Origin of the sequence: Kitasatospora sp. NPDC015120, assembly GCF_043080305.1 — a bacterium.
Lineage (GTDB): Bacteria > Actinomycetota > Actinomycetes > Streptomycetales > Streptomycetaceae > Kitasatospora.
Window position 1 is genome coordinate 16998 of the sequence record NZ_JBIBVJ010000028.1, and the last position, 12906, is coordinate 29903.

A 12906-nucleotide genomic window follows, 5' to 3' on the forward strand; every position below is an offset into this window, starting at 1 on the left:
GTGCCCGCCGGTACTGCTGTGGGTCAGCCGCGTAGGCCGGTGAGAGCGTTGCGGACGCCGCCGAGGCTGACCTTGCGGCCGCCGTCGGCGTTGACAGCGGCGAGGACCTCCAGGTCGTCCAGGTCCTCGCCGTCGGTGCTCTCCAGGACCGCCAGCACGCGGTCGCCGAGGTTGAGACGGGAGGCGGTCCGCGGCCCGGGGGCGGAGACGGGGATGGCGGGGACCGGTGTGCTGCGCACCATCCCGCCGCCGCCCCGGCCCCGGCCGCCGGCTTCCGATTCCTCGAACTTCTCCGGGCACGCGGCCTGGTAGGCCTCCATGCCGTCCAGCTTCTCGACATAGGCCTCGCCCGCCGGCTCCCAGGACTCCTTCTCGAGCGTGGCGTGCGGGCCGTCGCCGTACAGGGCGAGGATCTCCGGGTCCAGGCCCTCGGTCGGTATGGGCGAGCCGACTCTGAAGAAGCGCATGCGGGCGGTGGGGTGCAGGCCGGAGAGGTGGTAGCCGCTGCCCTGGGTGCCGGGTCGGTCCTCGTCCGCCTCGGTATCGTCGAACTGGGAGACGAGCTCGACGGCGCCCGCGTACTTGGGGATCTGGGCGAGCTTCTGCCCGGCGGGCAGCAGGCCGTCGGAGACCAGCTGGCGCATCAGGTTCGATGTCCAGCGCAGGAGGATGACCTCGCCCTCCTTGAGCATGGAGCGCAGGGTGTCGGAGCCGCCGAGTTCCTCGAGGTGGCCTGCCTGGGCGAACAGCGCGATGCCCATCCCGAGGGAGCGGCCGGTGCGGCCGATGTCCTTGATGTAGAAGGTGGCCTCGTCCCGGTAGGGGGCGCCCTTCTCCAGCAGCCGGTTCGCCTCGTCCACGACCATGTACATCAGCGGGTCCGGGCGGTCCATCAGAAACTTCGATCGACCCGCCGCTGCGTACCTGATCTCGCGGGCCTTCATGACGTTCCAGAAGGTCCGCAGCTGCGCGATGGAGCCTTCCTGCGTGTAGACGCACCAGTCGCAGTTGCCGCGCGCCTCCGGGGCGGACTGGCCGCCCTTGAGGTCGGCGTAGAACACGCCGACCCCGGAGCGCTTCATCCCGGCGAGGATGATCTGTCCGCCGGTGGACTTGCCGGCGCCGGTGGTCCCGAACAGCAGCATGCGCTGCGCCGAGCCGGCCCTCGGGTCGTACAGGCGCACCTTGGTGCGGCGTCCGTTGTGGTGCAGGCCGACCCAGATCCGGCCGGTGGAGTCCATGGCCAGGTACTCGGGGTCGGGCAGCATGACGTCGGCGAGGGGGTCTTCAGGGTAGATGGTGACCAGGCCCTTGCTGCCCCTCGTCTCGACGGCAAGGCGGGCGGGGTCCTTGATGTCCATGGCGTCGGCGAGGCGGGCCATGTCGTAGCCGATGACGTCGCCGGGCGGGGCCTGGACGGTCAGCTCGTAGACGAGCCCCATCAGTGCAGTTCCTTCGTGTCGGTGTCGATGACCCGGATGCCGGTGATGACCGTGCCGGGCATGCCCTTCGGCGCGATGTTCTTCACCCAGTGCGCGTACGGGTCGAGGACGGCCTGCTCGGCGGTGCCCACCCTCAGGCGCCGCACTCCAGCGCCGCGGCCAGGCACCTTCTCGACGCTGATCTCCTCCTCGTCCCAGTCCAGGAGCGCCGACAGCGCGGTGATGGAGATGGTCGGGACCGGTGTGCCCGGGACCGCGGCACGGATCAGTGCCGTCATCGCCTTCCCGCCGGTGCGCTCGACGTCGGTCAGCACGGTGCCGGGGGCGACACCGCCCTCGACGGAGACCCGCTGCGCCCACCAGGTCGACATCGGGTGGGTGGAGCCGGCCGGGAGCAGGGAGGCGGCCTGCTGTTCCTGGGCCTGCTGGACGGCCTGGGGGGTGAGGGAGCGCTCGCGGCCGGTCAGGACTCGGGCCGTGCGGGCCGGGCGCAGCTTCCAGACGGTCAGGGTCCAGGCGCCGTCCAGCGCGAGTTCCCACCAGTGCAGGCCGTGGACCAGGCGCTCGGTGACGAGCAGTGCGGCGGCGCTGGCGGGCGCCACGAGGTAGAGGGCGGTGGCGGCGTCGCGGATGCGGCCGCTCGGGAGGGTCGCGGACCACATCAGCCCCCATGCGGTGGCAGCGCCGGTGCCGACGAGGGTGACGGCATAGGGGAGGGGGCTGGTGGTGAGGGCGCCGGCCGCGAGTCCCGCCGTGGTGGCGAGGGTAGCGGTGCGGCCGGCGTAGCCGCGGGCGACGGCGATGCGCCCGCGCAGCGGGCCGAGGGACATCATCGGGAGGTGCTCCTTCGCGGGTGCCGCCGGGCGGCGGGGATGCGGGGCGGGGGTGCGAAGGGGCGGCCGGTCGTCGGCCCCGAGGGGGCGACGACCGCCGCCCCTTCGGGGGTGGGTCAGCGGTTGGCGTAGAACTCGCGGGCGGCCATCTCGCCTTCCTTGTTGGCGGCCGCTTCGTCGACCGGGCCGTAGTCGGCCTCGTGCGCGTCGGCGGTGGCCTGGAAGGCGGTGGCCAAGTCTTTGGTGGCGGCGGCCAGGGCCTCGGCTTCGTCGAGGACGGAGAGCATGACCGTGGCGGCGTCGCGGTGCTCGGCGATGGTGTCGCGGTCGACGTTCATCCCGGCGGCCTGGTCGGCGAGGCGCTGCACGGACCTCGCGCAGTTCTCGACGTACTGGTAGGTGCCGGTGACCTGCTCGGACAGCCAGCCCAGGCGGACCGCCGCGATGGCGAGCTGGGTGACGATCACGGCGTACTGGACGGCGTCGTACAGGACCTCGCCGACGTCGGCGGGGGTCTCGTGGGTGGACGGGGCCTCCGCGTCGGCGGCGGGTTCCACCGCGGCGTTCTCCGGCGGGTCGGCAGGGGTTTCGTGGGTGGCGGCCGGGGTGGTGCGCGTGACCGGCTCGAGGTCGGTGTCGGACATCGGCCCTCTCCTTACTTTCTACTTTCCGTGGTATTCGCGTTCGGCGGGGGCGGCGTGGCCCATGTCGCGCACGGTGTCGGCGTAGGGCTGGTCGCGGCGGGCTGCGTTCTCGCCGGCCTGGGCGATGGCCTCGGCGGCGGCGGGGATCGTCTGGGCGACGGCGTCCGCCCTCGCCTTGACGTTCTCGGCGAGCTCGATCAGTGCGGCGATCAGGCCTTCCAGGACGCCGGGCACCTTGAGGCGGATGACGTGGGCGTGGATGTCCGAGAGGCGGGCGAGCAGCCGGTCGCAGGCGTCGGCCGACGCGCGCGCCTCGTCGGCCCCTTGGAGGATCTCCTCCGCCATGTCGGCGTCCGCCTCGATGACGTCGTAGATCGTCAGCTCGGAGTCGGCGTACTGGGTTCCGTGCGCCGGTCTGGGCGCGGGGGTGGTCACGGGTTGTCCTCCAGGAGCGGATCGGACCGGGGGCGTCGGGAGCGGGCGGGTGGTGCCGGGCCGGGTGTGAGGGGTGCTGTACGGGGCGCGCGGCAGTGAGGCCTGGCCGCGGCCGATGGCCGGGGCGGGCGCGTCGGGGTCGGGTTGGTCCGCGCGGCGGACCTTGATGCTCTCGCTGTGGACCCAGCCGGGCGGCGGGCCGGACCCGTCCGCGCTTGCCCCGGCGGTATGGCCGGTGCCGTAGTTGTCGCTGCAGCTGGCCCGCTGCGAGCGGCGTGCGTTCGCGCGTTGTGCCCGCTCGCGTGCCTGTCGCGCCCGGTGTTCCTGCCGTTCCCGGCGCGCGTGGGCCTTGCGTTGCGCACGCTCGCGGGCCAGCCGGGCCCGCCGTTCCTTCTGCCGGCCCTTTCGGATCCGGGCGTTGTCCGGGCTGCCCGGGGCGGTGGTGCCGGGCCTGCGCAGCCGCCAGGGCCTGGAGCCGGTCGCCCCGCCCGGGGTGAACACCCGCCGGGCCCTGCGCTTGGCGCGGGTGCCGGCCCCGGCCGCGGCGGTGTCCGCCGTGCCCGTCCCGCTCCCGCCGCCCGCCGCCGCGGGCCGCAGGGCGAGGGCGGTGTCCGGCGGTGGCGGCTTCGGCGTGTCCGTCGTGCCTCCGTCCGCCGTCGCTGCGTCCTTGGGCTTCCTGCCGTTCAGGATCCGGTCGACCGCCCGCTTGCGGACCGCGCCTCGGACGGTGTCCGGGGCGGCCCCACTGCCGTGGGCGCCGGTCGGCTTCCACGAGCCGGTGCTGATCCGGTCGGCGACCCGGCGCCTGGCCGCGCCGCGGACGGTGTCCGGCCCGGCCGGGGTCCGTCCGGGCTTGCCCGGCCCACCCTCCGGTGCCTTGCGGCTGGGGCCGGACTGCTGGTCTTTGTTGCGGCCGTTCAGGATCCGGTCGGCGGCGCGCTGGCGGGCCGCGCCGCGGATCGTGTCCGGGGAGGTCGGCTGCCGCCGCGGCGTGCCGCGCCGATCGGCCGCATCCTTCCCCTCCGGCCCCGGCCTCCTGTCCTCCGGGCCGTTTCCGCCGTTGTTCTGACGGCCTTTCCGGTCCCCGGAATTGCCGGCCGGGCGGCCCCTGCGGCCGGAGTCCTCCAGGGCCCTCCTACGGGCCTCCTGAACCTGCCGGGGCCTGGTGGTCCCGGCCGGGGCCGGGCGGCCGTCCTGGCCGCCTCCACGTCCCGTGCCGGGCTTCTTCGGCGGCGTGCCGCCGGGTCCGCCCTGCGCGGCGGAACGGAAAGTCGAGGGCACCTGACCACTCGGCCGCCCCGAATTGGGGAACGAAGTCCGGCCCGACCCGAGCGAGTTTCTTCCGAATTCCGGGCCGGACTGGATACGGCCCCTCTGCTGGCCGGCCAGGGCGGCCGAGCGGGCCCTTTCGAGTTCGCTCCCGGCTTTTCCGGCAGGCGTTTTCTGCTGGTCCCGCACGGCCTTGAAGTGTTCCGCGCGGGCTTTCAGGTAGCCGACGGCGTGGTAGGCGCCGCGCAGGGCGGCGACCGTGATTCCGGCCGCCAGCACGGCGGACATCGGGGCCAGCTGGGAGAGCGAGCCGGACCCGGCGTCGGGAACGGCCCCCATTCCGTGGGCGGCAATTTCCCCGCTCCCGCCGAGCGCGGGCGCCTCGGGAACCGAGAGGGACGCGGGCGGGGCGAACTCGGTGGTCAGCGGGGCCAGGGTCGGCAGACCGTCGCCGGGGCCGTCCTCGCCCACGACCCCGGGCAGGGTCAGGCCGGGGAAGCCGAGCACGGTCCCCGTGGTGTCGTCGGCCATCCGGCCGCCTCCAATCGGTCGTCACTGTCAGTCACCGGAACGGGGCCCCTCGCGTGCGCGCACTGTGCGCGCACGTGGAGACCCCGGCCGGCGGCATCGCGGCGGATTCGGTGAGCGCGAAGAGTCACCCCGCCACGCGGCCCGTCAGGAGCCGGCGCGGGCCTGCGTCCACGCGGTGAGCATCCGCACCAGGTCGGCCCACGCCGCCTCGTCCCGGCCGGCCATCGCACGCGCCAGGTCCCACATCGCCTGCGCGCGGTCGGCATTCGTCGCCGTCGCCGCGATACGCCGATTCCAGTGGGCGGCCTGGCCCGGTGTGAGCGGCACGGGTTCACGCCTCCTTCAGGAAATCCAGGAACGTCGGCACGGGCTTTTCCTGGCCGTCCTCTCCGCCGTTTCCGTTCTGGTCGGCGGAGATTCCGGACGAGATTCCGTGAAGGCTCGCCGCGGTGTTCACCGCGTGCATTCCCTGCGCGTTCTTCAGCCCGGCCTTGTGGGCCTTCTGGAGCGCCTTCGCGGTCGCGCGCTTCTCGCGCTTGACCGGGAGTTCGACATAAAGCCTGTTGTAGGCGCTGTCGATCTTCCCGGCCTCGTTCACCGCGGCCCGCAGGTGCTTTTCCAGCGCGGCCATCGGCCGGGTCGCACGGAATGCGCGGACCTTCGCCTCCAGCGGCTTGTCGCCGTCGATGCGGATGTTCTCCAGGGCCGAGCGGTACTCGCTCAGCAGCGCCTGGACCTCGTTGGCCATCTGCCGCAGCCGCTCGCGCTGCTGGGCGGCGTAGAGGTTGGTCCCCTGCGGCCTGAGCAGGTGCTCCGACGTCCATCCGTTCTTGTGGTGCTGGTTCATGGGGGTCCTCCAGGGGAGTTGGCCGACCCGGGCTCCGGCCGGATGTCCGGGTCGCTACGGTGGTGCTCGGCGCTGTCGGCGCCTTCGGCGGTCACCAGGGCGCTGACTTCGCCCTGGTGGCCACCGGAGAGACCGACGATGTGTTGCTCTCCGTCACCGGCCTTGCGGGCCGGAAGCGTGCTCGGCACCGCTGGCGGCCGGGGGAGCGGTCCCGGTTCTCAGCCGGTCTGCCCGAAGCGCTCGCGGGCGGTTTCAAGACGCCGCCAGGCGGTGGCCTGGCTCTTGCCGGTGACCCTCATCGCCTCGTCGAGCGAAACCCGGTCGGCGCCCTCACGGCGGATCATGAGAGCAAGCAGCGAGGTGACCTGAGCCTCGATCTCCGCGTCCCCGGTGGAGGGGCGCTTCCTGCTTTCACCGCCGCGCTTGACCAGCGCTGCGCCGCCGCCGCTTTCACGGTCACTTTCACGCTCCGGCCTGGCGTTATCACCGAAGGCCGGGCCGCTTTCAACGAGCCTCACCGAACGGCCGTTCTCACCGCCCGCGCTTTCACGGGGGTCGGTTTCGTAGACACCCGGCTCTCGCGCGCCGAACGGATCGGCCGGTGAGAGCGGTGAAACCGCCACGCCGGGGCCGGTGAAACCGGCCCCGGCGCCGGATGCGTTCTCACCGGCCGGAGCGGGCGGGGCGGTTTCACCGCCTCCGCTCCCGCCGTGTTCTCCGTCCGAGGTGTCCGTGATCCGGTGCAGGCGCCACATCACCCACGGCGCGATGGCGGCGACGCCGACGATCAGCCACCACAGAGCGTCACCCTTGTGCGGGCCGGACTTGACCACCCCGAACAGGCCGGCGTTCGCGACGTGATAGACCGCGTTCGCGAGGATCATCAGCACGATCGCGCCGGGCACGTCCTTGTGACGGCGGAACGCCTGGACGACGTACACGTCGATCGCCAGCGGCAGCGCCCACGCCACCCCCGCCGGCCAGCCGGCCAGCTTGGCGAGCGCGAACTCCCCCGACGCGGTCAGCACGACCGCCGCCGCCAGCGCGACCTTCGGACCCCACCGGTCGGTGAGGTCCTCGCGCTTGCGCTGTTTGGCGATCAGCGACTCGGCCTCGGCGGCCTCCGCCTCGCAGTCCTTCAGCCGCCGCTGCGCCTCGGCGTGCCGGCGGGCCCCGTCGGCCAGCACCTCGCGCACCCGATCCTCGGCCCGCGCCACCACGGAGCCAGCCTCGAACTCGGCCTGCGCCCTGCGCTCGCCGGCCTCCGCTTCGGCCTTCGCGACCACACCGGAGGCCCGGGCCTGCGCCCGGGCCATCACCTCGGCCACGTCCTCCTCGGCCTGCGCCCGGGCGGCGTCCACCACCTGGTCCGCCTGCGCCCGCCGCTCCTGCGCCTGCGCCTCGGCCTCGGAGGTCAGTTCGTCGGCGCGACCGCGGGCGTCCTCGAGCAGCCGCGCCGCCATCTCCTTCGCATCGTCGACCTCGCCCCGGGCCTGCTCGCGCAGCTCGGCGGCCTCCGTCTCCGCCTCCTCGCGCATCCGGGCAGCGCTCTCCCGGCGCTCGGTCGCATCAGCCTCGGCGACGGCGACCAGGTGCTCGGCGCGCTGCTTGGCCTCGGCGACCAGGTGCTCGGCCTGCTCCGCCGTGACCCGCGCCTCCTCCTCCGCCTGCGCCCGCACCTGCTCGGCCTCGGCGAGGATCTGCTGCGCCCGGTCGCGGCCGGCTGCCAGGATCCGGTCGTACTCGGCTTCGGCCTCGGCGCCGAGCTTCTCGGCGGCCGCCCGGCGCCGGGCCACCGTCTGCTCGGCGGCGGCGAGGTCGCCGTCGGCGATGGCGCGGGCGCGGGCGACGGTATCCTCGGCGGCCGCGATCTGCTGCTCGGTCAGCACCTTGAGCCGGGCGACGCGCTGCTCGGCGGCGGTGCGCTGCTCAATCGCCTCGGCCAGCTCCTCGCGGGCGGCCGCCAACCGGCCGTCGAGGTCGGCGGCCGCCGACCTCGCCTGCTCCTCGGCCCGGGCCAGCACGGTGCCAGCCTCGGCCCGGACCTGCTCGGCGTGCTCCTCGGCATCGGCCAACCGCTGGCGGGCGTCGGCGAGCAACTGGTCCGCGTCGGCCCGCGCGGCGGTGCGCAGCTGGTCAGCCTCGGTGCGGGCGCTTTCCAGCAGCGCGTCGACGGCGGCCTGGTCGGCGGCCGGTTCACGGGGGGCCGGGACGGTGTCCGTCGGGGCCGGCTTGGTCGTGGTGGGCTTGGTCGGCGCCGGGCGGCGGGCGGGAGTGCGGGTGCGGGCAGCCACAGCGGGCTCCTCCTCTATATAGGGGTGTGCGGGGAAGCGCGGGTCAGGACGGGCGGCCGAGGTAGTCGATGTAGAAGGCGCCGAGCATCTGCAGCAGGCCGGCCAGGCTGCGGACCTCCTCGGGGTGGCGGGTGCCGCTGTGCACCAGGACGGTCCGCGCCTCACCACCATCGCGGGCGGAGCGGCGGGTGTAGAACGCGGCGTGGCCGGGGTGGTGGTGCAGCCACCAGCCGCCACCGAGGTAGTGGACGGCCGTGCCGTCCGGGTAGCTGGTCCACCGCTCGGCCATGGCCAGGCCCAGCGAGTTAGTCGGGTCGAGGTGCTGCTCGGCATGGTCGGCCGCGCGGACCTCGGCCTCCTCACGAACACCGCCATCGACATGGCGCAGGACGGCGGCCAGGTCGCCGTCGGCCGGCGGCTCCGGCGGCGTCCAGCCGGCGTCCTGCACGGCGAGGAGCAGGTTCGCCGCGGCCAGCTCGTACTCGGTGGCGTCCAGGCGGCGCCGGGTCGCGGTCCAGGTGCTGGTGCGGATCAAACGGAACACGGAGTCCTCCCTGAGGGGCGGAGTGGGCGTCGGACAGCGACGCCACGCCCCGCCGCCCGGTGTCCGGGGGCGGGGCGCGGCGGTCTGCAGGGCAGGCGGGTGGTGGTCAGAGCAGGTCGAGCGGGATGCTGCTGACCGGCCGGCCGTCGATGACGGTGCTGGTGCCGTACTCGACGTAGCCGCCGCCGTCGCCGTGGACGTGCACGCCGCCGACCCGCAGGTCGTTGTACTGCGGGCCCGGCCCGATGTTGATCGGACCGGACGCGGTCCCGATCTGCACGACCGGCCCGCTCGTCCTCGAACCGCTCACAGTGTTGCTGGTCTCCTGCTGCGCCATGGGTCTATGCCTCCTCGGTGGGGGCCGGGACGGTCCCGGCCGTGATCCGGCGCTCGGTCGTCGGGCACCGACGAACACCGCCGCGACCCGCCCCTGGTGCGGGGGCGGGGCGCGGCGGCGAACGACAGCAACCGGCGCGGCGGTCAGGCCTGGACGGCCAGGCGCCGCAGCGCCGCGACCTGGTCCGGGTGGGCGGCCTCGTCCAGGACGTGCCGCTGCTCCAGGAGCGCGCCGTCGGTGGCCGGCTGCTCCAGGAGCGGGTCGGCCCAGCGCGCGACGTCGCGGGCGTCCAGCTCGTCCATCCAGGCCACGTACTCGGCCTGGTCGGCCTCCTCGTAGTCGCGGTTCATCTGCTCCAGCCCGGCCTGCCAGGCGGCGTACTCCTCGGTCGTCATCACGAACTGCCCTTCCGGGTGGGGCGCCGCCGGACAAGCCGGCGGCGCAAACGGGGGTGGGTCGATCAGGGGGAGGGGCTACTGCCCGGCGGCCGGGGCCTCGGCCACCGCGTAGCCGAGCGACGCGGGCTCCGCGCCCTCCCGGATCGCGGTGGCGTCGGCGCGCAGGCCGGCGGCCTCGTCAGCGAGGAGCACGGCGGCGGCCCGCGCCGCCGACCGCGCTGCGCGCGGGGCGGCCGGGTCGGCGGCGACGGTCCGGCTGGCGGCTGCTCCGGCGTCGGCGTTGACGGCGGCGAACTCGAGGTCGCCGGCCAACACCGAGTGGACGTCGCGGATCGGGGCACCGTTCACTTCCCGGCCCTCGCCTTCTCCGCCTCGGCCCGCTGGTGCATCTCGCGGGCCCGCCGCAGCAGCTCGTCCATCTGCCGCTGGCTCCAGGCCTGGTCCTCGGGGCTGCTCATCGGGCACCTCCGGAGGCGGGGGCGGGCGGGGCGGGGGTGGGGGTCGGGGTGGGGACGGGGGTGCCGCCGCCGATGAAAGACCGGCATAGCGCGGGGTCGATGATCACTTGCCGCCTCCCGGGGTGGCCTTCTTGAGCGCGGCTGCCGCGGCCTTCGCGGCCTGGGCGGCCGCCTTCGCGGCGGCCTTGGCGATGAGGAGCTCGAGGAGCGTGTCAGCCATGGGTCAGCCCGCCAGGGGGAGCGTGCGCAGGAGCCCGTCGAACGCGCAGCTGCTCGTGGCGGGGTTCAGGGGGCGGGCCGGGGCCCGGGTCACGTCGATGGTGTCGGCCAGGGCGTCGAGGTCGACCGGGGCGGCGACCCGGCGGGCGGGGTGGGCGATGCCGGCGGGGAGGTCGCTGCGGCGGTCGCGGATCCGGGCGACCATCCGGTCGAGGATCGCGAGGAGCGCGTCCAGGCCGCGGAGGTGGTCGGGCAGGCCGTGCTCGGCGACGTGGAGCCACACGTCCTGGGTGGCGTCCTCGTCCAGGTCGGCGCCGGCCGGGCCGAGCGCGGCGAGCCGTTCGGTCGCGGCGGCGAGGAGGCGGCAGGAGTAGCGGGTGTACAGGTCGTCGAGGGTGCTGGCGGTGACCGGGGTGGTGTCGACGGGGAATGCCAGAATGGTCGTCACGGTCGTGTTCCTCTCGTCTGCTCTGGTGGGTTGGCGCGCGACCGGCGCCGCCCCCGGGGGGGCGCGCCGGGGGCCCTAAAGGTGGGGGGGGGGGCTGCCCGCCCCCCCCCGGCCCCGCCCCCGCCCCGGGGGGGGGGGGGGGCGCCGGGCCGTGGTCGTTCGTTCAGGTTTCGGCAGGTCAGGCAACGTCGCGCTTGCGCAACGGACTCGCTGCGAGAACCTCGTCTGCGGTGGTCCTCTGCCCGATCGGCCGGGCCCCGGCCGGCAAGGCCAGCGGGACGATGGGGCCGCGCGCGCCCTCCAGCGGCTCGGCCCGTCGGGCGTCGGTCTCCTCGACGGCCTCAATGACGTTGGACCACTGCTGGGTGCGCTCCGCGACGGTCGGCGCCGGTACGGCCGGGCGGGGCTGCGCGATGTGGAGGATGGCCGGCGGCTTCGGGGTCGGGACCTTCTTCAGCACGGTGGTCGGGCGGCGGGTCTCGGCCCGCAGCGCGTCCTGCTGCTGGCGTCGACGCCGGACCAGCCACCCCTCGGGGGTGAGGTCCGCCTGCACCTGCCGGTTGCTGCCGGGGCACCGTTCTCCGCCACCGCGTCCGTGCTGGACCACCCTGAGGTCGGTCCTGCCGGCAACGCGGTGCCAGCTGTGGCACTCGCGGCAGACGATGGAGATCTGCACTCCGGGCAGCATGTCGATGTCGGCAGGGTTGAGCTGGCTGAGCTGGAGGGGCTCGCGGCCGTAGGTGCGGCGGGAGCGGGTACGGGTCGACATCGGGATCCTCCCGGAACGGTCGAGGGGGAAAGGGGGAGAGGCTGCTGCTCTCTCCGCCCGCCAGGGCCGGCCCTATAGCGGGAGCCCTGGCGGACAGGCAGCGCAGCACGCTGCTCAAACTGGTGTTGCTCGATATCAGGTACGGCCGCCCGGCGCTGGGGGAGCTAGAGCATCAACCCCTGGACCTCGCCACCGCCCGAAGACGGGTGACAACCGCATGTCTTTCTCCGGCCTTCGTCAGGCCGGACTTGCTCATTCACCACCAAAGACCTGGAGTTTGGTACCCAAGTCTTGGCGACATCCATGACCGTACGCAGTTCATGACCCTCCGTCAAGCTCTTTGGTACTCAAGTCTGTTGCATAGGCACCAAAGACAGAACAGCTAGGCGGGAAAGAGGGCCCTCAAGCAGGCCGACACGCATCCAAGTCGAGAGAGTTAGGTACCAAAGTCACGCAGCATCAGGTACCTTTTGCCCCATGACTGCGACAGATCAGACGAGACGGGGAACCGCCCGGGGTGTCGCCGACGCCCTGCGCGAGCAGATCCGGTCCGGCGTGCTGCGTCCCGGCCAGGCACTTCCCACTGGTCGCGAACTCGCGGGACGGTTCAACGTCTCGGCCAAAACCGCAGTTGCCGGCGTCGACATCCTTAAAGGGGAAGGTCTCGTCATCGGTGAGCAGGGCGGTCGGCGCCGCGTGCGTTCCGTTCGTCGCATCACGTGGAACCTCAGCGAGTTCGAGCGAGGCCGCCGCCGTGACTCCCACTCGTTGGACGACTGGGCAACTGCCATCAAGGACGCCGGCCGCGAGCCCCGCGAGACGATAGCCAAGACGGTCGAGCCGGCTGAACCGCAGATCGCAGAGCGGCTTCGGATCACGACCGGCGACGAGGTCGTGAAGCGATCCCGTGTCCGATGGGTTGACGACGAGCCGTTCCAGCTCTCCACCAGCTACTTCCCGGGCACAATCGCCCGAGGGACCCTGCTGGACGAGGACAGAGAGGTATCGGTTCCTGGCGGTGTGCTGCGCCATATCGGCCACCCCCAGGTGCGCATCCGCGACGAGATCAGCACGCGGATGCCCACCCCCGAGGAGACCGATCTACTCCAGCTCCCGACGGGAACCCCAGTGTTCCAACATGTCCGAATCGGGTTCGGGGTCGAGGCCCCGGTTCGCGTCATGGTCACTATCGCGCCTGGTGACCGTCACCTGATCGTGTACGAGATGGAGGTCTAATGACCACCAAAGACGAAAGCCGACAGCTGAGGTCGACCCAGGCAAGTGGCGTTCGCCAGCCACAGGTCCCCCACGCTCGCCGGGCGGAGCCCTTGACCAACGGCCTGAACTCCCACGGCCTGGTCTGGTACGCGGCGTACGGGTCCAACATGCATGCCAACCGACTGTCGTACTACATCGCTGGCGGCCGACCGCCTGGTGG

The 12906-nt window shown here is 73.3% G+C and carries 14 protein-coding genes; 1 reads left to right on the plus strand and 13 read right to left on the minus strand.

Features of this window, described 5'->3' with window-relative positions; translation table 11 throughout:
• Window positions 1-23 precede the first annotated feature (23 nt).
• From ACF1AK_RS33645 to ACF1AK_RS33705, 13 genes are all read right to left on the minus strand, one after another.
• Window positions 24-1442 carry a transfer protein gene (locus ACF1AK_RS33645; RefSeq protein ID WP_391502623.1) on the minus strand — a complete coding sequence of 473 codons (1419 nt, stop codon included), beginning with the start codon at window positions 1440-1442 and terminating at the stop codon, window positions 24-26.
• Window positions 1442-2275, minus strand: coding sequence for a hypothetical protein (locus tag ACF1AK_RS33650; protein ID WP_391502624.1), 834 nt, complete (start codon window positions 2273-2275; stop codon window positions 1442-1444). The genes ACF1AK_RS33645 and ACF1AK_RS33650 overlap by 1 nt, the downstream gene beginning before the upstream one ends.
• A 116-nt stretch (window positions 2276-2391) precedes the next feature.
• Entirely contained in the window at window positions 2392-2919 is a 528-nt protein-coding gene (locus ACF1AK_RS33655) for a hypothetical protein (protein ID WP_391502625.1), read from the minus strand.
• Window positions 2920-2937: 18 nt separating this feature from the next.
• Window positions 2938-5154, minus strand: a complete 2217-nt coding sequence (locus ACF1AK_RS33660) for a hypothetical protein (RefSeq protein WP_391502626.1) — start codon at window positions 5152-5154, stop codon at window positions 2938-2940.
• A 144-nt stretch (window positions 5155-5298) separates the two neighbouring features.
• The gene (locus tag ACF1AK_RS33665) at window positions 5299-5481 is read right to left on the minus strand and encodes a hypothetical protein (protein WP_391502627.1); all 183 of its coding nucleotides are present in this window, start codon (window positions 5479-5481) and stop codon (window positions 5299-5301) included.
• Window positions 5482-5485: 4 nt separating this feature from the next.
• Window positions 5486-6001 (minus strand): hypothetical protein, encoded by a 516-nt coding sequence (locus ACF1AK_RS33670; protein ID WP_391502628.1) that lies wholly within the window; start codon window positions 5999-6001, stop codon window positions 5486-5488.
• A 218-nt stretch (window positions 6002-6219) separates the two neighbouring features.
• On the minus strand, window positions 6220-8295 hold the full coding sequence (locus ACF1AK_RS33675) for a hypothetical protein (RefSeq protein WP_391502629.1): 2076 nt from the start codon (window positions 8293-8295) through the stop codon (window positions 6220-6222).
• A gap of 43 nt (window positions 8296-8338) precedes the next feature.
• Window positions 8339-8839, minus strand: coding sequence for a hypothetical protein (locus ACF1AK_RS33680; protein ID WP_391502630.1), 501 nt, complete (start codon window positions 8837-8839; stop codon window positions 8339-8341).
• A 106-nt stretch (window positions 8840-8945) separates the two neighbouring features.
• On the minus strand, window positions 8946-9176 hold the full coding sequence (locus ACF1AK_RS33685; RefSeq protein WP_391502631.1) for a hypothetical protein: 231 nt from the start codon (window positions 9174-9176) through the stop codon (window positions 8946-8948).
• 143 nt (window positions 9177-9319) lie between these two features.
• Window positions 9320-9571, minus strand: a complete 252-nt coding sequence (locus ACF1AK_RS33690; RefSeq protein ID WP_391502632.1) for a hypothetical protein — start codon at window positions 9569-9571, stop codon at window positions 9320-9322.
• A gap of 78 nt (window positions 9572-9649) precedes the next feature.
• Window positions 9650-9922 (minus strand): hypothetical protein, encoded by a 273-nt coding sequence (locus tag ACF1AK_RS33695; protein WP_391502633.1) that lies wholly within the window; start codon window positions 9920-9922, stop codon window positions 9650-9652.
• Between the two features lie 333 nt (window positions 9923-10255).
• Window positions 10256-10699 (minus strand): hypothetical protein, encoded by a 444-nt coding sequence (locus ACF1AK_RS33700; protein ID WP_391502634.1) that lies wholly within the window; start codon window positions 10697-10699, stop codon window positions 10256-10258.
• A gap of 178 nt (window positions 10700-10877) precedes the next feature.
• Window positions 10878-11468 carry a hypothetical protein gene (locus tag ACF1AK_RS33705; protein WP_391502635.1) on the minus strand — a complete coding sequence of 197 codons (591 nt, stop codon included), beginning with the start codon at window positions 11466-11468 and terminating at the stop codon, window positions 10878-10880.
• 477 nt (window positions 11469-11945) lie between these two features.
• On the opposite strand from ACF1AK_RS33705, the gene ACF1AK_RS33710 reads away from it, so the two are divergent.
• A complete protein-coding gene (locus ACF1AK_RS33710; RefSeq protein ID WP_391502636.1) occupies window positions 11946-12704 on the plus strand; it encodes a GntR family transcriptional regulator in 759 nt (252 codons plus the stop codon).
• Window positions 12705-12906: the final 202 nt, after the last annotated feature.

Bases quoted from the DNA above. Each gene is read 5' to 3' on its own strand.
- ACF1AK_RS33655 (WP_391502625.1), bottom strand. From the start codon at position 2,919: ATGTCCGACACCGACCTCGAGCCGGTCACGCGCACCACCCCGGCCGCC.
- ACF1AK_RS33705 (WP_391502635.1), bottom strand. From the start codon at position 11,468: ATGTCGACCCGTACCCGCTCCCGCCGCACCTACGGCCGCGAGCCCCTC.
- ACF1AK_RS33650 (WP_391502624.1), bottom strand. From the start codon at position 2,275: ATGATGTCCCTCGGCCCGCTGCGCGGGCGCATCGCCGTCGCCCGCGGC.
- ACF1AK_RS33710 (WP_391502636.1), top strand. From the start codon at position 11,946: ATGACTGCGACAGATCAGACGAGACGGGGAACCGCCCGGGGTGTCGCC.
- ACF1AK_RS33660 (WP_391502626.1), bottom strand. From the start codon at position 5,154: ATGGCCGACGACACCACGGGGACCGTGCTCGGCTTCCCCGGCCTGACC.
- ACF1AK_RS33690 (WP_391502632.1), bottom strand. From the start codon at position 9,571: ATGACGACCGAGGAGTACGCCGCCTGGCAGGCCGGGCTGGAGCAGATG.
- ACF1AK_RS33670 (WP_391502628.1), bottom strand. From the start codon at position 6,001: ATGAACCAGCACCACAAGAACGGATGGACGTCGGAGCACCTGCTCAGG.
- ACF1AK_RS33685 (WP_391502631.1), bottom strand. From the start codon at position 9,176: ATGGCGCAGCAGGAGACCAGCAACACTGTGAGCGGTTCGAGGACGAGC.
- ACF1AK_RS33645 (WP_391502623.1), bottom strand. From the start codon at position 1,442: ATGGGGCTCGTCTACGAGCTGACCGTCCAGGCCCCGCCCGGCGACGTC.